At 69.9% G+C, this 20203-nt stretch carries 21 protein-coding genes; 15 read left to right on the forward strand and 6 right to left on the reverse strand.

The features are described from left to right. The first annotated feature begins 39 nt into the window (after positions 1-39). On the forward strand, positions 40-909 hold the full coding sequence (locus L3i22_RS01670; protein ID WP_370644344.1) for a DUF3027 domain-containing protein: 870 nt from the start codon (positions 40-42) through the stop codon (positions 907-909). Here L3i22_RS01670 and L3i22_RS01675 read toward each other — a convergent pair. Continuing rightward, the gene (locus L3i22_RS01675; protein ID WP_370644345.1) at positions 906-1208 is read right to left on the reverse strand and encodes a DUF2530 domain-containing protein; all 303 of its coding nucleotides are present in this window, start codon (positions 1206-1208) and stop codon (positions 906-908) included. The genes L3i22_RS01670 and L3i22_RS01675 overlap by 4 nt on opposite strands. A 133-nt stretch (positions 1209-1341) precedes the next feature. On the opposite strand from L3i22_RS01675, the gene L3i22_RS01680 reads away from it, so the two are divergent. The 4 genes from L3i22_RS01680 (at position 1342) to L3i22_RS01695 (ending at position 5623) form a co-directional block, all read left to right on the forward strand. Next, positions 1342-2766: an NCS2 family permease gene (locus L3i22_RS01680; protein ID WP_221325243.1), complete on the forward strand. Its 1425-nt coding sequence runs from the start codon at positions 1342-1344 to the stop codon at positions 2764-2766. Between the two features lie 98 nt (positions 2767-2864). Then, a complete protein-coding gene (locus L3i22_RS01685; RefSeq protein WP_221325244.1) occupies positions 2865-3311 on the forward strand; it encodes a MarR family winged helix-turn-helix transcriptional regulator in 447 nt (148 codons plus the stop codon). A 72-nt stretch (positions 3312-3383) separates the two neighbouring features. After that, a complete protein-coding gene (locus tag L3i22_RS01690; protein WP_255657875.1) occupies positions 3384-4877 on the forward strand; it encodes an MFS transporter in 1494 nt (497 codons plus the stop codon). 212 nt (positions 4878-5089) lie between these two features. Next, complete coding sequence (locus L3i22_RS01695; protein WP_255658636.1) at positions 5090-5623, forward strand: hypothetical protein; 534 nt, start codon at positions 5090-5092, stop codon at positions 5621-5623. Positions 5624-5775: 152 nt separating this feature from the next. Here L3i22_RS01695 and thpR read toward each other — a convergent pair whose 3' ends face one another. From thpR to L3i22_RS01715, 4 genes are all read right to left on the reverse strand, one after another. Then, positions 5776-6252: an RNA 2',3'-cyclic phosphodiesterase gene (thpR, locus tag L3i22_RS01700; RefSeq protein WP_221325246.1), complete on the reverse strand. Its 477-nt coding sequence runs from the start codon at positions 6250-6252 to the stop codon at positions 5776-5778. An 11-nt stretch (positions 6253-6263) separates the two neighbouring features. Then, positions 6264-7322 carry a septation protein SepH gene (gene sepH / locus L3i22_RS01705; protein ID WP_221325247.1) on the reverse strand — a complete coding sequence of 353 codons (1059 nt, stop codon included), beginning with the start codon at positions 7320-7322 and terminating at the stop codon, positions 6264-6266. Between the two features lie 224 nt (positions 7323-7546). Next, positions 7547-8665: a phosphoserine transaminase gene (serC, locus tag L3i22_RS01710; RefSeq protein ID WP_221325248.1), complete on the reverse strand. Its 1119-nt coding sequence runs from the start codon at positions 8663-8665 to the stop codon at positions 7547-7549. A 2-nt stretch (positions 8666-8667) separates the two neighbouring features. After that, the gene (locus L3i22_RS01715) at positions 8668-9774 is read right to left on the reverse strand and encodes a citrate synthase 2 (RefSeq protein WP_221325249.1); all 1107 of its coding nucleotides are present in this window, start codon (positions 9772-9774) and stop codon (positions 8668-8670) included. A gap of 167 nt (positions 9775-9941) precedes the next feature. Here L3i22_RS01715 and pdxH point away from each other — a divergent pair, with 167 nt between their 5' ends. From pdxH to L3i22_RS01750, 7 genes are read left to right on the forward strand one after another with little or no spacing between them, the layout of a single operon-like run. Continuing rightward, positions 9942-10604, forward strand: a complete 663-nt coding sequence (pdxH, locus tag L3i22_RS01720) for a pyridoxamine 5'-phosphate oxidase (RefSeq protein WP_255657876.1) — start codon at positions 9942-9944, stop codon at positions 10602-10604. A 56-nt stretch (positions 10605-10660) separates the two neighbouring features. Beyond that, positions 10661-11917 (forward strand): MFS transporter, encoded by a 1257-nt coding sequence (locus L3i22_RS01725; RefSeq protein WP_221329746.1) that lies wholly within the window; start codon positions 10661-10663, stop codon positions 11915-11917. Between the two features lie 10 nt (positions 11918-11927). After that, complete coding sequence (locus L3i22_RS01730) at positions 11928-12845, forward strand: aldose 1-epimerase family protein (RefSeq protein WP_221325250.1); 918 nt, start codon at positions 11928-11930, stop codon at positions 12843-12845. After that, a complete protein-coding gene (locus L3i22_RS01735; RefSeq protein WP_221325251.1) occupies positions 12845-13462 on the forward strand; it encodes a nitroreductase family protein in 618 nt (205 codons plus the stop codon). The genes L3i22_RS01730 and L3i22_RS01735 overlap by 1 nt, the downstream gene beginning before the upstream one ends. A gap of 59 nt (positions 13463-13521) precedes the next feature. Further along, on the forward strand, positions 13522-13818 hold the full coding sequence (locus L3i22_RS01740) for a type II toxin-antitoxin system VapB family antitoxin (RefSeq protein WP_221325252.1): 297 nt from the start codon (positions 13522-13524) through the stop codon (positions 13816-13818). A gap of 23 nt (positions 13819-13841) precedes the next feature. Further along, positions 13842-15017 carry an acyl-CoA dehydrogenase family protein gene (locus L3i22_RS01745; protein WP_221325253.1) on the forward strand — a complete coding sequence of 392 codons (1176 nt, stop codon included), beginning with the start codon at positions 13842-13844 and terminating at the stop codon, positions 15015-15017. Positions 15018-15076: 59 nt separating this feature from the next. Beyond that, positions 15077-15820, forward strand: coding sequence for a DUF4230 domain-containing protein (locus tag L3i22_RS01750; RefSeq protein WP_221325254.1), 744 nt, complete (start codon positions 15077-15079; stop codon positions 15818-15820). 832 nt (positions 15821-16652) lie between these two features. Here L3i22_RS01750 and L3i22_RS01755 read toward each other — a convergent pair. After that, the gene (locus tag L3i22_RS01755) at positions 16653-16841 is read right to left on the reverse strand and encodes a PspC domain-containing protein (RefSeq protein ID WP_370644518.1); all 189 of its coding nucleotides are present in this window, start codon (positions 16839-16841) and stop codon (positions 16653-16655) included. Positions 16842-17464: 623 nt separating this feature from the next. Between L3i22_RS01755 and L3i22_RS01760 the strand changes: the two genes are divergently transcribed. The 3 genes from L3i22_RS01760 (at position 17465) to L3i22_RS01770 (ending at position 20199) form a co-directional block, all read left to right on the forward strand. Next, positions 17465-18760, forward strand: a complete 1296-nt coding sequence (locus L3i22_RS01760) for an ABC transporter ATP-binding protein (protein WP_221325256.1) — start codon at positions 17465-17467, stop codon at positions 18758-18760. 147 nt (positions 18761-18907) lie between these two features. After that, positions 18908-19360, forward strand: coding sequence for an ATP-binding protein (locus L3i22_RS01765; RefSeq protein WP_255657878.1), 453 nt, complete (start codon positions 18908-18910; stop codon positions 19358-19360). A gap of 98 nt (positions 19361-19458) precedes the next feature. Next, positions 19459-20199 carry a beta-phosphoglucomutase family hydrolase gene (locus L3i22_RS01770; protein WP_221325258.1) on the forward strand — a complete coding sequence of 247 codons (741 nt, stop codon included), beginning with the start codon at positions 19459-19461 and terminating at the stop codon, positions 20197-20199. The last annotated feature ends 4 nt before the right edge of the window (positions 20200-20203 follow it).

The raw sequence follows: 20203 nt of genomic DNA on the forward strand, positions 1-20203 counted from the left end.
TGATCCAGGCGACCTTCGTACGCTGCTGTCCACAGGTATGTGGGGAGTCGTTGTGACCAATGGGGCCCGGTAGGCAACAATGGGCGGGTGACCTCCAGGACCACCACCCGCGCCGCCCGACTCGACCAGGTCTGTGCCGATGCCGTCGGGGTGGCCCGTGGCGCGATCACCGATGTGGACCCGGCAGACATCGGTGAGCATTTGGAGGCGGTCGCCGAGGGCGACCGTGTCGTGACTCACTTCTTCGATTCCCACCTCGACGGCTACCGGGGCTGGCGCTGGGCGGTGACCGTGACCCGGGTGCCGCGCAGCCGGCACGTCACGATCTGCGAGACCGTGCTGCTGCCCGGGCCGGACGCGCTGCTCGCCCCCGGCTGGGTGCCGTGGAACGAGCGGGTCCAGCCCGGCGACCTGGGTGTCGGCGACCTGATGCCGACCGCGCCGGACGACGACCGCCTGACCCCCGGCTACGTGCTGAGCGACGACGCCGCGGTCGAGGCGGTCTCCTGGGAGCTCGGCCTGGGCCGCTCCCGGGTGATGTCCAAGGACGGCCGGATGGAGACCGCCCAGCGGTGGTACGACAGCGACGCCGGCCCGGAGGCGCCGATCTCGACCGCCGCCCCGCGCAACGCGCGCTGTGGGGCCTGCGGGTTCTACCTGCCGCTGGCCGGTTCGATGCGGCAGATGTTCGGGGTCTGCGGCAACCTCTACGCGCCGGACGACGGCCGCGCGGTCAGCGCCGATCACGGCTGCGGCGCACACTCGGAGGCGCTGCTGGCCACCGTCGAGCACCCGGTCGACGAGCTGCCCACGGTCTACGACGACAGCGAGGTGGAGGCGGTGGCGGTCAGCCGCGGCCACGGCTCGGTCGAGTCAGGCGAGCCGGCCGAGGATTACGGCCACAGCTAAGAGGCGCGGAACTCGGGGTGGGACAGCGCCCGGCGGCGCTTCCGGTTCCGATCGTGCACGATCATCGTGATCAGGCCGGGGATCCCCACCAGGAACCCGGCCACGCTGGTGTCCAGCCATGAGTCGGGTGCGTCGGCGAGCAGGCAGACGATCGTGGCCACGACGAAGGCGCCCAGACCGGCGAGGGCGAACGGGACCATCGGCGGGTCCAGCGGTTCGACGCGTGGTTTGGTGCCGGTCACGACGGACAGGCCGGACGGCGGATCGTCAGCCCGGGCCGCGGGGGACAGGTCACTCACTCCGTCAGGGTAAGGCCATTACGGAACGTCTCGGCGCAGGACGTGAGAGTTGTAACATCACTCTGCTTTTGCCGAGGTCAGCCGGGTCTGGGAACATGCGCGCGTCCTCAGTGTGCCACCCGAAAGGGCAAGCATGTCCACGCAGAACGGTTTCGACCGCTTCTTCCAGATCACCGAGCGCGGCTCAACGTTGAGCCGCGAGGTCCGTGGCGGGTTCGTCACGTTCTTCACGATGGCGTACATCGTCGTGCTCAACCCCCTGATCCTGGCCGGGGGTGCCGACCAGAAGGGCGCCCACCTGCCGCTGGCCGCGCTCGCCGCCGGCACCGCGCTGGTCGCCGGCGTGATGACCATCCTGATGGGCGTGGTCGCCCGCTTCCCGCTCGCGCTGGCCGCCGGGCTGGGCGTGAACGCGCTTGTCGCGTACGAGATCGCCCCGCAGATGACCTGGGCCGACGCGATGGGTCTGGTCGTCATCGAGGGCCTGCTGATCGGTGTGCTCGTGCTCACCGGGCTGCGGACGATGGTGTTCAAGGCCGTACCCACGCAGCTCAAGACCGCCATCGGGGTGGGCATCGGCCTGTTCCTGATGATCATCGGGCTGGTCGACTCGGGCTTCGTGCACCGCGTCCCGGACGCGTCGAACACCACCGTCCCGGTCGAGCTCGGCCTCGGCGGCAAGCTGCTCACCTGGCCGACCCTGGTCTTCTCGATCGGCCTGCTGTTCACGCTGGTGCTCTTCGTCCGCAAGATCAAGGGCGCGATCCTGATCGGCATCCTGGGCACCACGGTGCTGGCCATCGTGGTGGAGGCGATCACCGGCGTCGGCTCGGTCGTCACCAACCCGCACGGCTGGTCGCTGAACGTGCCGAAGATGCCGGAGAAGATCGTCGACACCCCGGACCTGTCGCTGCTCGGGCACTTCAACGTGCTCGGCTCGTGGCAGCACGCCGGCTGGCTGGTCGCGCTGATGTTCGTCTTCACGCTGCTGGTGGCGGACTTCTTCGACACCATGGGCACGATGGTCGCGGTCGGGCAGGAGGGCGAGATGCTCGACGCCGAGGGTATGCCGCCGCGTACCCGGGAAATTCTGCTTGTCGATTCTCTTGCCGCCGCGGCGGGTGGCGCGGCGAGCGTCTCCAGCAACACCTCGTTCGTGGAGAGCGCCTCCGGCGTCGGCGAGGGCGCCCGCACCGGCGTGGCGAACCTGGTCACCGGCGGGCTGTTCCTGCTGGCCATGTTCTTCGCGCCGCTGGTGCAGGTGGTGCCGTTCGAGGCGGCGTCGACGGCGCTGGTCGTGGTCGGCTTCCTGATGATGACGTCGGTCCGGCAGATCGACTGGACCGACTGGACGATCGCGGTGCCGGCGTTCCTGACGATCACGATCATGCCGTTCACGTACTCGATCTCGAACGGCATCGGGGCGGGGATCATCTCGTTCGTCGTCCTGAAGGCCACCACCGGCAAGGCGAAAGAGATCCACCCCATCCTGTACGGGGTCGCCGTCCTGTTCGTGCTCTATTTCGCCCGGGGTCCGCTGGAAGCCTGGGTGCTCTGATCCACCGGCCGTCACCGGGTGCGCTAGCGTGCCCGGTGACGGTTCTAACATGGTCGAATACATGTCGTTAGCCATGCTCATTAGCTAGGCTAAGTATCGTGACGGAGCGGGTGATGACGACGGAACGCACAGCGGAATCGCTCGCCAAGACGCTGCGGGACGCGATCATCCGGTTCAGCCGGCGGGTCCGGCAGGCCCGGCCGGTCGGCGACCTGACGTTCAGTCAGCTCTCCGCGCTGACCAGCCTTCAACTGCACGGCGCGCTCACTCCCCGTGAGCTCGCCGATGTGGAACGGGTGCAGCCCCCGACGATGACGAAGATCGTCGGCAAGCTGGAGGATCGCGGGCTGGTGGCACGGACGCCGCATCCCACCGACGGGCGCCAGGTGATCCTGGCCGCCACCGACGAGGGACGCGCGGTCTACGCGGTGCATGAGAACGCCCGCAACGAGTGGCTGGCCGTGCAGTTGGACCAGCTCAGCCCGGAAGAACGGGACACCCTGGCCCGCGCTGCGGAAATTCTGCAACGCGTCGCCCGCGCCTGACTCGCCCGGTCCGGACGTTCCGCTTCGTCACACGACGATGACGCGTACGACCGAGGCGAGGAGGCACACCGCATGCGGGCAGTGCTGGACACGACATTCCGATCCCTGCGAGTCCGGAACTATCGCCTCTTCTCCCTCGGGCAGCTGATCAAGCTGGTCGGCGTGTGGACGATGTTCACCGCGCAGGACTGGCTGGTCCTGGATCTCTCGAACAACTCACCCGGCGCGCTCGGCGCGGTCACCGCCCTGCAGTTCGTCCCGGTGATGCTGCTCACGCTCTACAGCGGGCGGCTGGCCGACCGCTACGACAAGCGCAAGCTCCTGATCATCGCGAACACGGTCTTCGCGGCCACCGCCATCGCGTTCGCGATCATCGTGGCGTCCGGCATCGTGCAGCTCTGGCACGTCTTCCTGTTCGCCCTGCTGTTCGGCATCGCGAACTCGGTGGAGACCCCGGTCCGCCAGGCGTTCGTCTCCGAGCTGGTCGAGTTGCCGCTGCTGCCGAACGCGCTGGCGCTTTCCGCGGCCACCTTCAACTCGGCGCGCATCGGTGGGCCGGCGCTGGCCGGCGTGCTGCTGGCCGCGTTCCCCATGCGCGTGGTGTTCCTGCTCGCGACGGTGCTGGCGATCGCGCCGATCTTCACCTACACCCGGATGAACACCACCGAGCTGCACGGCATCGAGCGCAAGGACCGCGGCAACGCCAAGGTCCTGGACGGTCTGAAGTACGTCGGGAAGCGTGCCGACCTGGTCCTCCCGATCGCCCTGATGGCCGTGGTCGGCATGATCGGCTTCAACTTCCCGGTCACCCTGGCCGCCCTCGCGAAGATCAACTTCCACGCCGGGGCCTCGTCGTTCGGGCTGCTCACCACGGCGCTGGCGGTGGGCGCGCTCGGCGGTGCGCTGGCCGGCAGCGCCCGGCGGGCCCGTCCCGGGGCGTACCGGGTGATCGGCGCCGCCATCGCCTTCGGCGTACTGGAGTTCGCGGTCGGGTTCGCGCCGAACTTCGTGGTCGCGATGCTGCTCCTGGTGCCGACCGGGTTCTTCTCGATCTACCTGGCGCAGGCCGCGAACCACCGGGTGCAGATGGGGGTGGACGCGGCGTTCCGGGGGCGGGTGATGGCGCTCTACGTGCTGGTCTTCCTCGGCACGACGCCGATCGGGGCGTCGCTGGCCGGCTGGTGGGGGGAGCAGTTCGGGGTGCCGTCCAGCATCTGGGCGGGCGGGCTGATCTCGTTCCTGGCCGGGGTGGTGGCGCTGGTCTGGCAGCTGCGGACCAGCGGGGAGCGGTTACGGATCCGGGTGTGGCCGCGGCCCGGCATGCGCTTGATCGACGCCCCGACGTCGGCCGGCAGCGCTCCGGTGCCGGCTGACGGCATTGCGCATGCGGCGGCCGGCGGTCTGGTGCCGGCTTTGGTGGACGCGCGCCCGCCGACGCACGCCGAGCCTGCCGTCCCCGGCGCGGTTGTTTCCGCGGTGGTGCCCGCCGGCTCCGCGGGCAAGCCGACCGACATCGCGATGCGGGTTCGCCTGCCCCGAAAGCCGGAACCGGTCGCCCGCGCTTGATTTTGAGCAAGACTTTGCAGATTTTGAGCAAGAGTCCGTATCACCCGATCAGGGCGACGCGGACTCTCGCATTTCAGGGCAAAATCCCGCCAAACGCACCGGAAGAGTGCCCGTAGTCGGTGAGGAACCTGGCATTTAGGTAGTTGGCAGATCAGGTCCGCCGAAAGGGTGTTCCGGCGCGAGCGAACGCTGTCTAACGTCAAAACGTGGCGATGGCGCAACTGGTCGTGATCTTGGCGGCGTGGACGACGCTGCTGGTCCTGCCGTGTGCCCGGGTCCTGCTCCGGCGCCCCGCTTCGCGCCGGCCGGCTTCCCCGGGCCACCTGCCCCGGCGACGTTCCTCGTTTCGCCGGGCGCCCGCTCCGGGTCGTCAGGCCCGCCGGGGCTCGGCTCAGGCGTCCTGGGCCCGGCGCCCCGGCCCGCCCGGCCGTGATCTCCGCCGGCTCGACCGTGAGCTGCCGGGTCTCGACCTGACCGCCCGGCTGGAGGCGCTCCCCACGGTCCCGATCGAGCAGTTGGCCTACGACCTCCGCCGCCTCGACCGGCAGCGCCGCAGCGGCCCGCTCCGCTCGTCGGAGGTGTGCCTGGCCGCGGTCATGCAGGCATATGACGCACGGTTACGGCTCGCCTGCCGCTGCCTCGGCGTCGCCGAACACCTGCAACCGCTGAAAGGCGCCGACCGCGAGATCGAACGTTTCCGCGTCGAGACCCAACTCGAGGCGGCCGGGCTCGCTCTCCGTGGCTAACCATCAAGATCAAATTCTTCATTGCCTCGGCTGCGGCCAATAACTGATCGTCGCTCCCGCGGGGACCCTTCCGGTCCTCGCAGGGCGCGGGGCGCCCAGAACGCGAGGCCCTACAGGGCGACGTCCGAGGGTGGTTGCGGACTTCCGAACCATCAACCGTGGAGGGCCCACTCCTGGCGGGTGTGGTAGTTCCCGAGCAGACTCTCCACCAGCGCGAAAGCGGTCACCGACCACTCCGGCCCCCGGTAGCCCGCCAGCGCGGGCAGCAGCGCGGGCTCGGCGCGGTAGGAGACGGTCAGGTGGGGCCGGAACGGGCGGGCGTCGATCGGGAAGCCCGCGTCGTCCAGAACCGTCCGGATCGACTCGCGCAGGGCGGTCAGCGCCGCCCGGTCACCGGACAGTCCGGCCCAGGTGACCTCACCGAAGCGGCCACCACCGGTCAGCCGGAGCGGGAACGGGGCGGCCGGTGGGACGGTCGCCAGGGCGTCGGCGACCTCCCGCGTACCGTCCGGGACGTCGCCCAGGAAAGCCAGCGTGACGTGCCATTTCCCGGGGCGGGCGAACCGTGCCCCGGCCGGCAGGTGACGCAGCAGATCCTCGCGGGCCGCTTCCGAGGGGAAGGCGGCCACGAAGAGTCGGCTCAGGAGGACTCCCGAGCGGCCGGACCGCCGCCGAAGAGCACGTCGTCCCAGCTGGGGAGGCGCTTGCGGGGCTTGCTGTTCTCCTCGCCCTCGCCGTTGCCCTGAGTGTTCTGCCCGACCGTGCGGCGCGGGCGCAGAACCGCCAGCGACGGCACCGCCGGGACCTCCTTGGGCAGGTCGGCGTCGTCGTCGAAGGCCGAGCCGGCACCACCGCCGAGCAGGGCCGCGGCACCGCCGGCGACCGGGCGCCGGGCGGCCGGGGAGACCGGCTCCAGGCTGCGGCCGGACTGGCCCTCGAGCGGACGGTCCAGCGAGGCGAGCAACGCGTCGCGGCCGGCCCGGATCGGGTCGCGGGTCGGCCGGGCGGGCGCGTCGGCCGCGGGCAGGCCGTGGCCGCCCCGGATCGGCTCGGGGCTGCGGACCGGGCCGGGCAGGCCGTGGCCGCCACGCTCGGGAACCGGCTCCTGGCCGAGGATCTGGGTGGGGCGCTCGGCGCACAGGTACTGCGCCATGTCGTCGTGCGGGGCGACCACCTGACGACCCTTGTCCAGGTCCCAGATGGCCTGGGCGGTGGCCTTGCCGGACGGCCAGGTCGCGACGATCCGCCAGGTGCCGTCGTCCTTGCGGAACGCGTCCCAGGAGATCTTCTCGGTGTCGATGCCGTGCTGCGCGAGGCGGCTGTCGACCACCTCGGCGAGCGGCTGGCCGGAATCGGACGTCTTCAGCCGGGTGCGGCGCGCGTGCTGCGCCAGCATGGCGCGCTCCTGCAGCACCGGACCGGCGTAGCGCAGCACCCGGTCGACCGGGACGCCGGCGATGCGGGCCACGTCCTCGGCGGACTCGCCCTGCCGGATCCGCGCCTGGATGTCACGAGGTGACAGTGAGGGCGTGGCGTCCGGTGAGATGACCGCGACGGCCGTCCCCGGCTGCCCAGGGGTCTCCGTGAGGACACCGGACACCCGGTCGTCGAGAGGGAGCGCCAATAGGCGGCCCACCTCGTCGGCGAGCACAAGAGCCTGTCCGTCCTCGGAGAGGGCGACGAAGCGTACCGGCCGCATGCGTTGCCTCCGTCCCGCGTGTTGGCCTGTGCTCCCGAGAGTCAGGCACCCGGGCGCGTTTCGGAACACGGTACGCGCCCTGGTCACTCAATGGGGGTAAGCCACGCCGTCGAACAATCTGACCAGCAAAGATGATCTTCAGTATCTGCTGCCGGTACCTATCCGTTCCTTCGTACGGACTATGCCCTGCTGATCGCAATGAGCCAAGTCACCCGGCCGATTTACTACAGCCGCTCGACCACGTAGTCGACGCAGGCGGTCAGGGCCGCGACGTCGGTCGGATCCACGGTCGGGTACAGCGCGATCCGCAGCTGGTTCCGGCCCAGCTTCCGGTACGGCTCGGTGTCCACGATGTCGTTGGCCCGCAGCACCTTGGCGATCGCGGTGGCGTCCACACCCTCGGCGAAGTCGATGGTGGCCACGGCCGACGAGCGCAGCGCCGGGTCGGTGACGAACGGCTCGGCGTACGACGACCGGTCGGCCCAGCCGTAGATCGCGGCGGCGCTCTCCGCGCTGCGCTTGACCGCCCAGGCGAGGCCGCCCTGCGCGTTCATCCAGTCCACCTGCTCGGCCGCGAGGAAGACGGTGGCCAGGGCCGGCGTGTTGTACGTCTGCTCCAGCCGGGACTGCTCGATCGCGGTCACCAGATCGAGGAACTGCGGGATGTACCGCTTCGTGGCCTTGACCTCGAAGGCCCGCTCGATCGCGGCCGGCGACATCAGGGCCAGCCAGATCCCGCCGTCCGAGCCGAGCGCCTTCTGCGGGGCCAGGTAGTACACGTCGGTCTCGGTGAGGTCGACGTCCAGGCTGCCGCCGCCCGAGGTGGCGTCGGTGAGCAGGAGCGCGCCCGGGTCGGCGCCGGCCACCCGCCGCACCGGCACCGCGACCCCGGTCGAGGTCTCGTTCTGCACGGTCGCGTAGACGTCGACGCCGGCCTCGGCGGTCAGGAACGCCGCCTGGCCGGCCGGGGCCCGGTGCACGGTCGGCTCGGCCAGGAACGGCGCGGCCGTGACGGCCTGCACGAACTTGGCGCCGAACTCGCCGAACTCGGCGAACTGGGCCTTGTCGCGGACCAGGCCGAACGTGGCGATCTCCCAGAACGCGCTGGTGCCCCCGTTGGCGAGGACCACCTCGTACCCGTCAGGCATGGAAAAGAACTCGGCGAGACCCTTCCGGAGCCGGGCGACCTGCTCCTTCACCGTCTGCTGGCGGTGCGAGGTGCCCATGAAGGTCCGGGAGACCGCGGAGAGCGCCTCGACCCCTTCCGGTCGCACCTTGCTCGGCCCGGAGCCGAATCGGCCGTCGACGGGTTTGATCGTGTCAGGGATCCGGATGTCAGACATGGTCACACATTATGCGTGAGCTGAGCCCAGCCCTCGACCTCCGAGGGCATCCGCTCGCCCGGGCCGAGGTAGCGCAGGCTCGGGCGCAGGATCCGGCCGAGCCGCTTCTGCTCCAGGATGTGCGCGCTCCACCCGGCCACCCGGGCGCAGGTGAACATCGAGGTGAACATGTGCGCGGGCACCTCGGCGAAGTCGAGCACCACCGCGGACCAGAACTCCACGTTCGTGAACAGCTGCCGGCCGGGCTTGCGCTCGCGCAGCTCGGCCAGCGCGGCCTTCTCCAGCGCGGCGGCCACCTCGTAGCGCGGGGCGCTCAGGTCCTTGGCGATCCGGCGCAGCACGCGGGCCCGCGGGTCCTCGGCGCGGTAGACCCGGTGACCGAAACCCATCAGGCGCTCGCCGCGGTCGAGGACGTCCTTCACGTAGCCCTCGGCGTCGCCGCTGCGCTCGACCGCCTCCAGCATGTGCAGCACCCGGGTCGGCGCGCCGCCGTGCAGCGGGCCGGAGAGCGCGCCGATCCCCGAGGAGATGCAGGCGGCCGCGTCCGCGCCGGTGGAGGCGACGATGCGGGTGGTGAAGGTGGAGGCGTTCAGGCCGTGCTCGGCGGCCGAGATGAAGTACGCGTCGACCGCCTTGACGTGCCGCGGGTCCGGCTCGCCACGCCAGCGGCGCATGAACCGCTCCACGATGGTCTCGGCCTTGTCGATGTCCTTCTGCGGGACGGCCGGCAGGCCCAGCCCGCGGGCCGCCTGGGCGACGAACGAGAGCGCGGTCACCGAGACCCGGGCCAGGTCCTTGCGGGCCTGCTCGTCGGTGATGTCGAGGAGCTGGTCGAGCCCCCAGTACGGCGCCAGCATGGCCACCGCGGACTGCACATCGACCCGGATGTCCCCGGAGTGCACCGGCACCGGGAACGGCTCGGCGGGTGGCAGCCCCGGCCCGAACTTGCCGTCGACCAGCAGGCCCCAGACGTTGCCGAAGGAGACCTGGCCGATCAGATCCTCGATGTCGACGCCGCGGTATCGCAGCGCGCCACCGTCCCGGTCGGGCTCGGCGATCTCGGTCTCGAACGCGATGACGCCCTCGAGTCCCGGCTTGAAGTCGGACACGGCACTCCCTGAGAGACGTGAGCTGCGGTGAGTGATTGCATCTTGCCCGCCGGGTAACCGCACGGTCGACCCGTGGGGGTTGTGCTCTCGATGACACCCATCCTGGTTCAACTGACATCAGGGGGTTGCGGACTTAACGTGCATGCAGCCGAAAGGAAGTACCTCCGATGCCATCCGATCCGCCGTCCCCCGCGGGGATGCGCCGTGACTACACCGAGCACGGACCGTTGCTGGAGACCTCGCTGGCGAAGGAGTGGACCGGGCAGTTCGCGCGGTGGTTCGCCGAGGCGACCACGTTCGGGCTGCCGGAGCCGAACGCGATGATCGTGGCGACCGCCGACGCCGACGGGCGGCCCTCGGCCCGGACGGTGCTGCTCAAGGGGTACGACTCGGGCGGTTTCGTATTTTTCACCAACTACGAGTCGCGTAAGGGGACGGAGGCGGCGCTCAACCCGTACGCAAGCCTGGTCTTTCCCTGGTTCCCGATGCAGCGTCAGGTGATCGTTGCCGGACAGGTGGAACGCGTGTCCCGCGCCGAGACCGAGGCGTATTTCGCGTCCCGGCCGCGCGGCTCGCAGCTCGGCGCGTGGGCGAGTCCGCAGTCGCGGGTGCTGCCCGATCGGGACGCGGTGGACGCCGGCCTGGCCGCGGCGGCGGCGCGATTCGGCGACGGACCGGTGCCGCCCCCGCCGCATTGGGGTGGTTTGCGGGTGATTCCGGAGAGCGTGGAGTTCTGGCAGGGGCGCAGCAACCGGATGCACGACCGCCTGCGTTTCCGCAGGCAGGATGGCACGAACGGGGACTGGATCGTGGAGAGGCTGGCCCCGTGAGCGTGGTCGACGACGAGAAAACAGACGGCAAGAAGAACGACGGCAAGAAATCCTGGATGATCGACACCAGCCCGCTGCGGATGACCACTTTCCGCCGGATGTGGATCGGCACCGGGGCGTCGTTCTTCGGTTTCCAGTTCACCGCGGTGGCCGTGCCGGTGCAGATGTTCGCGATCACGCACTCGACGTTCTGGGTCGGCCTGCTCGGCGTCGCCGGGCTGGTCCCGCTGCTCATCTTCGGGCTCTGGGGCGGCGCGGTGGCCGACGTCGTGGACCGCCGCCGACTGCTCCTGACCAGTTCCGCCCTGACCTGGGTGGTCACTCTCGGCCTGCTGGTGCAGGCAATTCTCGGGGTACGGAGTCCGCACCTGCTCCTGGTCCTGACCGCGGTCCAGGCGATCGGCTTCGCGATCAGCTCCCCGGCCCGGCAGTCGATCGTCCCGCGGATCGTGCCGACCGAGATGGTCCCGGCCGCGAACACGCTGAACTACACGACCACCACGGCCGGGGGTGTGCTCGGCCCGCTGGCCGCCGGTCTGATCATGGGCATCTGGTCGACCGGTTCCGGCGTCGCGGTTGCCTACCTGGTCGACGCGCTGCTGTTCACCCTCACGTTCTGGGCCACCTGGCGGCTCCCGCCGATTCCGCCGATCGAGCCGGACGAGACCGGCGAGAAGCCGACGGCCGGCCTGCGCGGCATCGTGGTCGGCCTGAAGTTCCTGGTCACCCAGCCGGTGCTGCTGCTCTCCTTCGCGGTCGACCTGATCGCGATGGTCTTCGCCATGCCCCGGGCGCTGTTCCCGGCGGTGGCCGAGGAGCGGTTCGGCGGCCCCACCGCGGTCGGCTGGCTGTTCAGCGCGATCGCGATCGGCTCGCTGCTGGGCGGTCTGACCTCCGGCTGGATCAGCCGGGTCCGTCGCCAGGGCATCGCGCTGATCGTCGCGGTGGTCGGCTGGGGCGTGGCGATCGCGCTGTCCGGTCTGGCCCATCAGCTCTGGCTGGCGGTCCTGCTGCTCGCCGTGGCGGGCGCGGCCGACCTGGTCAGCGCGGTCTACCGGCAGACGATCATGCAGACGTTCGCACCGGACCGGCTGCGCGGCCGGCTGCAGGGCGTCTTCACCGTGGTGGTGGCCGGTGGTCCTCGTCTGGGTGACCTGCGGGCCGGCGCGACCGCCCAGTTCACCGGCGTCGGGGTCTCCTGGGTCGGCGGCGGGCTGGTCGCCGCGGGGCTGACCGTGATGCTCGCGCTCGCGTTCCCGGCGCTGCTCCGCTACCGGCCCGTCCCGGAACCCGCGGCGAACGCCGAACGATAGTGTCGCGGGTATGACAGAGACAGCCGCGAAATCCGGGGTTCAGTGGTCGATCGAGGCGGACGGTCACCGGGCCGTGCTCGCCGAGGTCGGAGGCACGCTGCGCAGCTTCTCGTCCGGCGGCCACGAGCTGCTCGACGGGTTCGGCGTGGACGAGATCTCCCCGGGTTCCGCCGGCCAGATCCTCGCCCCGTGGCCGAATCGGATCCGGGACGGGCGCTACACGTTCCAGGAGCAGACGTACCAGCTGGCGCTCTCCGAGCCGGCCCGGCACAACGCCATCCACGGCCTGGTCAACTGGTCGCGCTGGCGGGCCACCGAGCACACCGCGTCCGCGGTGACGCTGGAGTTCGACCTGCCCCCGCAGGTGGGCTACCCGTGGGGGCTCACCCTGCGGACCCGCTGGTCGGTCTCCGCCGACGGGCTGCGCAGCGTGCAGGAGGTCGTGAACACCAGCGACGCGGACGCGCCGTGGGGTTACTCGGTGCATCCGTACCTGCGGCTGACCGGCGTCCCGGTGGACGACACCGTGCTCCAGGTGCCGGCGAAGACCCGGCTGCTGGCCGACTCCCGGCTGCTGCCGCTCGGCGCGGTCAAGGTGGCCGGCACCGAGTTCGACTACGCCGAGCCGCGCCGGATCGGCACCGCGGTCCTGGACACCACGTTCGGGGACATCGACTTCGGTGCGGACGGGATCACCGAGGTGGTCCTCGCCGACGCGAACTCGGACGCGAAGATCACCGTCTGGGCCGACGAGAAGTTCAAGTACTGGCAGGTCTTCACCGGCGACACGCTGCACGGCGAGCGGCACCGCCGGTCCGTCGCGGTCGAGCCGATGACCTGCCCGCCGGACGCGTTCCGGTCCGGCCGGGACCTGATCGTGCTGGCCCCGGGCGAGACCTGGACCACCGCGTGGGGGATCCGGGCCTGATGGAGTTCGACGAGGTGGTCCGCCGGCGCCGGATGATCCGGGAGTACGACCCTGAGCGCCCGGTGCCGCCGGACCTGATCGACAAGATCGTCCGGCACGGTCTGCGCGCGCCGTCGGCCGGCTTCTCCCAGGGCTGGAGCTTCCTGGTCCTCTCCGCACCCGAGGACCGCGAACGCTACTGGTCGGTGACGGCTACGCCGGAGTTCGAGGCCGGCGGCTGGCTGGACCGGATGCGGACCGCCCCGCTGCTCGTGGTCGCGCTCTCCAACAAGTCGGTCTACCTGGATCGTTACGCGGAGAAGGACAAGGGCTGGACCGATCGGGACGAGTCCCGCTGGCCGGTGCCGTACTGGGACGTCGACACCGGCTTCGCCGCGCTGCTGATGCACCTGACCGCGGTGAACGAGGGGCTCGGCTCGTGCTTCTTCGGCATCCCGCCGGTACGGATCCCGGACTTCCGGACGGCTTTCGGGGTACCGGAGGAGTTCAACCCGGTCGGCGTGCTGAGCGTCGGCTATCGGAGAGACGACAAGAGGTCCCCGTCACTCAAGCGCGGCCACCGCCCGGTGGACGATGTGGTGCATCATGGCCGGTGGGCGACGGCCGCGGAGGCCTGATCCGGTCCGCGGCTACGCTGGCATGGCAAAGACGTTCGCAGGGGAAAGGGGCAGCCGCCGTGATCTTCAGAGCGGTTCGGGACGGCGCCCCGTACCCTGATCACCACACCACGCTCAAGGCGTGGGCGGAGATCCCGCCGCGGCCGATCCGGCTCGCCGAGCTGATCACCACCAAGCGCGAGCTGGCGTTGGACAAGCTGCTCGCCGAGGATTCGACGTTCTACGGTGATCTTTTCCCGCACGTCGTGGAGTACCGGGGCGCGCTGTATCTCGAGGACGGTTTGCACCGTGCATTACGCGCTGCGCTGCAGCAGCGCAATCAGATTCACGCACGTGTATTGGTCGTAGAGGGCTGACGGTTCTTCCGTTAATTTGAAGCATGGTTGTTCGCCCGCTTGACCTGCTGGATCTTGACGACCTGCTGAGTGACGACGAGCGTGCCGCGCGTGCTCTGGCCCGCCGAGTGGCCGACGATCACATCCGCCCGGATGTGGCCGGCTGGTACGAGAACGGTGATCCACCAATTCGCGAGATCGCCGTCGAATTGGGCAAGGCCGGATTGTTCGGCATGCAGTTGACCGGGTACGGCCTGTCCGGCGTCTCCACCGTCGCCTACGGCCTGGCCTGCATGGAGCTGGAGGCCGCCGACTCCGGCATCCGCTCGCTGGTCTCGGTGCAGGGCTCGCTGGTGATGTACGCGATCTGGCGCTACGGCTCGGACGAGCAGAAGGACCACTGGCTGCCGCTGCTGGCCGCCGGGCAGTCGATCGGCTGCTTCGGGCTGGCCGAGCCGGACCACGGCTCCGACCCGACCGGGATGTCCACCCTGGCCCGCCGCGACGGCGACGACTGGGTGCTGGACGGGGTGAAGACCTGGATCCTGAACGCGCCGATCGCCGACGTGGCGATCGTCTGGGCCCGCGCCGAGAAGGGCATCGCCGGCTTCGTGGTGCCGGCCGGCCGGCCCGGGCTCACCGCCCACGAGTTCGGGCACAACCTGTCGCTGCGCGCGTCGAGCGTCGGCGAGCTGGTGCTGGACGGGGTGCGACTGCCGGAGAGCGCCCGGCTGCCGGCCGCGCGCAGCCTGATGGCGCCGCTTTCCTGCCTGACCGAGGCGCGGCTGGGCATCATCTTCGGGGTGCTCGGCGCGGCCCGGGACTGTCTGGACACGACGCTCGACTACGCGGCCGGGCGGGAGCAGTTCGGCCGGCCGATCAGCGGCTTCCAGCTGACCCAGGCCAAACTCGCCGACATGGCGCTGGAGCTGCAGAAAGGCTTCCTGCTCGCGCTGCATCTGGGCCGGCTACGGGACGCCGCCGGGAAGCCGCTGCGGCCGGAGCAGGTCAGCGTGGGGAAGCTGAACAACGTCCGGGAATGCCTGGAGATCGCCCGGCAGTGCCGGACCATCCTCGGTGGCAACGGGATCCGCGGGGAGCTACCGGTGATGCGGCACGCCAGCAATCTGGAGAGCGTGCTGACCTACGAGGGCACGTCGGAGATCCATCAACTGTCGATTGGTCAGAAATTGACGGGATTGAACGCTTTTTCGCGATAGGAGCGCGCGGTGGGGACTCCGGATGCGAATTGTCGTACCCCCTCCGTACCGTTTGAGGTATGACCCACCCCTCGGATGCCGAAGAGTCGACGTCGGAGTACCCGGCCGTGCCCGAGGTGGCCGAGCCGGATGCTCCGACCGCTCCGCCGGAGCACCGGCCGAGCTTCTTCGCACGGTTGCTGATCTTCGTCTTCGTCGTGTTCGCCCTGATCGTCGCGTCCTGCTTCGGGCTGCGCGCGATGAACGTGCTGCCCTCCTTCGACAACCCGTTCTCCGACAAGACCGTCGACCGCAGCCAGCCGGTGCTGCTGCAGTCGATGCGCGACCTGCACCGCTACGTCGCCGCCGACGGCACCTTCCAGGTGATCGTCGACCTGCAGCAGAACAAGGAGAACATTCCGGACTTCCTGGTGAACCGGCGGATTCTCTTCGTCGGCTCCGGCACGGTGGAGACCTATGTGGACTTCAGTGCCATTGCCGGCGACGCGCTGAAGGTCGACAACGAGAAGATGACCATCGAGCTGACCCTGCCGCCGCCGGAGCAGTCCCAGGCGGCGCTGGACATGTCGAAGAGCTACGTCGTCGAGGAGGACCGCGGCCTGCTGACCAGCATCGGTGACGCGTTCAAGAGCGACACGACCAAACAGCAGCGGGTGTACGAGATGGCCCAGCAGAAGATCACCGAAGCCGCCAAGTCCAGTGGGCTCGACCAGCGGGCTCAGCAGAACACGCAGGTGATGCTGCAGAGCCTGTTCCTGCGGCTGGGCTACACGTCGGTGAAGGTCAACTTCACCAACCCCTGAGACGGGGTGACGCCGCCGCCCTCGGGGGTTAAGGGCGGCGGCGCCGGGAACCGCGCCCCGGGGTGTGGCCGGGTCACGATTCACGCTTTTCCGTGCGGTGGGCGGCGATGCTGCCCACCGTTTTTTCTGATCTTTCGTGCGCTGCCGATTTCTGGTGCGGCCGGTCGCCGAAAGTTGGTCGGCGCCCGGCTTGGCGATGGGCCCGGCCGGGGCTTGCCAGCCCGGCTTCCGCCCCGGCCGGGAGACTTGGGCGGTTCGCAGGTGTCCGGTGTGGGGTGGGTCCTGCGGTTCGGTGTCGCTTATCGGTTATGTGCCCGATTGGCCGGCGGCCTACTCATCAAACTTCGATGTGGATCGCTGTAATTTCTTGCGAATAGCCGTTTAGGCTGCCGGTGCTGGTGGCGCTCCGGCGCGGTGACCCGCTTCTCGGCGATCCGGCCTGCCTGGGCTGCCCGCCGACCAGGTTGGTTGCCCGCCGGCCTGGTCGCCCGCCGGCCTGGTTGCCTGCTGGCCTGGTTGCCTGCTGGCCTGCTGGCCTGCTTGCCCGGCTGCCCGGATTGGTGGCGGGACTTCCTGGCTGCCCGGATTGGTGGCGGGACTGCCTGGCTGCCCGGATTGGTGGCGGGACTGCCTGGCTGTCCGGGCTGGGGGCCGTCGGCTCGGACCTGGAAACCATGCGGCCACCTGGCTGGAGGTCGCATGGCTGGGCCGCATGGCCTTGGGCGGTTGCTGGCTTGGGCCGCATGGCCTTGGGCGTTGCCGGCTTGGGGCCGGGCCCGCCGGCTTGGGCCTGGGGCCGCCGGCTTTGGGGCCGGCGGCCGGGCGGGGCCTGTTATTCGCTGGGCAGGAGGGCCCAGAGGATCAAGTAGGCGATGAACTGGGGCCCCGGCAGCAGGCAGGACAGGACGAAGATCAGGCGGACCACGCCGGTGGAGAGGCCGAAGCGGCGGGCCAGGCCGGCGCAGACGCCGCCGATCATGCGGTCGTTGCGGGGGCGGGTGAGGGGGCGGGTCACGGTAATCCACTCCTTCAGTGGTGGCCGGGGCGTTCTGCCCCTGGACCACTTCGACGTTAGGTACGGAGGCTTGATCGTCCCTCATTCCCGAGATGGAGAGCGGCGACCTAGTTCCCGTAGGGGGGACCCGTACCCGGATGCGGCTCGCGGTGAACATTCAGCTCGGCTTGCGGGGCCTCCTGGCTGCGGACTCGTGGAGGCGGCTTTACGGCGTACATCGCAATCGGGGTTTTGTTGTTGAACCGCCCCCGCATCGGACTTCGCGCCGCGGCCGGTGCGGAACTGATCGGAAGCGGGCTTTTCGGCGGGCGCGGGGCCGTCGGGAAGAGCGGCCGGCGTGGGGTGGCTCCGGGGCTGCGGGATGGGGTCGCGGGGTGGGCTCCGGGGCCTGCGGGATGGGGCCGCGGGGTGGGCTGCGGGGTGGGCTGCGGCGAGAGGTGGGCGGATTGTCGTTTGTTGCTGGGAACGTGCACAGAAACCCGCCCAAGTTCTGATCTCCGTAATCGATTGATCACTATCTGCGAATGGCACGTTCGCCCGATGGCAAAGCATCGACACCACTCGCAAAGTCATTACCCGATCGCCGACCGTCGTGGGATCGGGATCACAGTCGATGGGGGAGGTTGGCGGTGTCCACCGTCGCGCTCAAGGACGTCACCAAAATTTGGCCAGATGGCACACTCGCCGTTGACCATGTGTCGCTGGATGTCAAGGACGGCGAGTTCATGGTCCTGCTCGGCCCCTCGGGCTGTGGGAAGTCGACCGTGCTCCGCATGATCGCCGGGCTGGAGGACCCCTCCGGGGGCGACATTCTCCTGAACGGCGAGCCGGTGCTCGAGATGCCGCCGCGCGACCGCAGCATCGCCATGGTGTTTCAGGACTTTGCGCTCTATCCGCACATGACCGTGGCCGACAACATCGGTTTCCCGCTGAAACTCTCCGGCATCGAGCCGGGACCGCGGTCGGACCGGGTCGGCACGGTGGCCGGCGCGCTCGGCATCGGCGAGGTGCTCGGGCGGCGGCCCAGCCAGCTCTCCGGCGGGCAGCGCCAGCGGGTCGCGATGGGCCGGGCGATGGTCCGCCGCCCCGGCCTGTTCCTGATGGACGAGCCGCTCTCCAACCTGGACAGCGGGCTGCGCGCCGAGTTGCGCGCGGAGATCACCAGCATGACCCGTGAGCTCGGCGTCACGACCATGTACGTGACGCACGACCAGGCCGAGGCGCTGACCATGGCGGACCGGGTGGCGATCATGCGGCGCGGGGTGCTGCAGGACCTGGGCACGCCGACCGAGGTCTACCGGCGTCCGGCCACGCTCTACGTCGCGGCGTTCCTCGGCTCGCCGCGGATGAACCTGCTGGAGGCGCAGGTCTACGTGCACCTGGACCGGTACGTCGCGCTGAACTTCGGTGAGCAGAACCTGTATCTGGCCTGGTCCGACCCGCGGTCGCGGGCGGTGGCGCGATACCACGGCGAGCGGATCGTGGTCGGCGTGCGGGCCGAGGCGCTCACCCCGGTCACGCCGGACACCGCCGGGGCGGTCCTGCACGGGCGGATCCGGTACCTCGAGCACCACGGCCACGAGTCGCTGGCCTACCTGGACATCGGGGCGACCGCGATCGTGGTGGACGAGATCGGCGGGACGGTGCCCGAGCAGAACGGCTCCGGCGGCACGCTGAAGCGGCTCGGCGGGGCGCTGCAGCGTCTCACCAAGGGCGCGCCGGCCGCGGCGCCGGAGAGCAAGGGCGCGCCGGTGAGCCTGCTGAACGACCCGGGCCGGCACCACCGGAAGGCGGCCGAGCTGTCGGTGCGGCTGGCGCCGTACCCGGCGGTCAATCCCGGACATCCGCTGACCGTGTCGGTGGCGATGGACGCGGTGCACTTCTTCGACGAGCGTGGCGACCGGATCGATGTGGGCTGGCGCTGACCAAGGCGGCGCTGACCGACGGGCGCCGAGTGAGGGGGAACGGTGAATTCGGATCGCCACTTCCGGGCGGGATCGTGGATGCCTCCTGCCACCGGGCGGCCACAGCGCGTAGGCTGCACGACGGTGGAGGACAGGATCGGCCAAACCGTGCGTTCGGCTCCCAGCGGGGAGCCGAGGGCCGATGCCGCCCCGCCACGGTCCGCCTCCTCGGTCCTGCTGGACCGGACGTTCGGGGATGCCGACATCACCGTGCTGCGGCACGAGGTGACCCGCCTGCTGCCGGCGGTCGGCGTGGCCGGCGATCGCCTCTCCGGGTACGTGCTGGCGATCAACGAAGTGATCACCAACGTCGTGCTGCACGCCGGCGGGCACGGCCGGATCGTGCTGCGGGTCGAGTCCGGCTCGGTCTGGTGCGTGGTCACCGACGCGGGCCCGGGCATCCCGGACGGTCATCAGGACAGCCACCTCCTCCCCGGTACGGAGGAGATCGGCGGCCGTGGGTTGTGGCTGGCGCACCAACTGTGCGACGAGGTGACCACGGCGACCGGGCCGATCGGCACGTCGATAGGGCTCCGAATTGATCTTGGTGGGTTGAGCTGAAAGCTGAAACAGCAGCTTGAACGGCTTATGAAACACCCAGGAAATGTGAAGGAGCCCTTCGCCTCTCGTCGTGCGACGGGTGCGACTACATTGGGCGCGTGCTCGGACTTCCTTCCCAGGTGACCGCTTGCCTTTTCGATCTTGACGGGGTGCTGACTGACACCGCCCTTGTGCACAGTGCCGCGTGGAAACAAACGTTCGACACGTTCCTCCGGTCGTGGTCGGAGCGGCATGATCAACCGTTTGTGCCGTTCGATTCCGGGGTCGACTATCACCGATACGTCGACGGCCGGCAGCGGGCCGACGGCGTCCGTACGTTCCTCGCCTCCCGGGACATCACCCTGCCCGAGGGCACGCCCGACGACGGTCCCGACCAGGACACCGTCAACGGCGTCGGCAACCGTAAGAACCTGCTCGTGCTCCAGAAGATCAAGGAAGGCGCCGTCCAGGTCTACCCCGGCTCGGTGGAGTACCTGAAGGCCGCCAAGGCCGCCGGCCTGCGCCGCGCGGTCGTGTCGGCGAGCGCCAACTGCAAAGACGTGCTCGAGGCGGCCGGCATCGCCGACCTCCTGGAGGTCCGGGTGGACGGGGTGGTCGCGCGCGAGCTGGGCCTGCCCGGCAAGCCGAAGCCGGACACCTTCCTGCACGGCGCGAAGCTCCTCGGCCTTCCGCCGGAGAGCTGCGCGGTCTACGAGGACGCCCAGGCGGGCGTGGCCGCGGGCCGGGCCGGCGGGTTCGGCCTGGTGATCGGCGTGGACCGGGTGGGCCAGGCCGACGCGCTGCGGGAGAACGGCGCCGACGTCGTTGTCACTGATCTTTCCGAACTGATCAATCTCTAAGAAG

This window comes from Actinoplanes sp. L3-i22, assembly GCF_019704555.1.
Classification (GTDB): Bacteria; Actinomycetota; Actinomycetes; order Mycobacteriales; family Micromonosporaceae; genus Actinoplanes.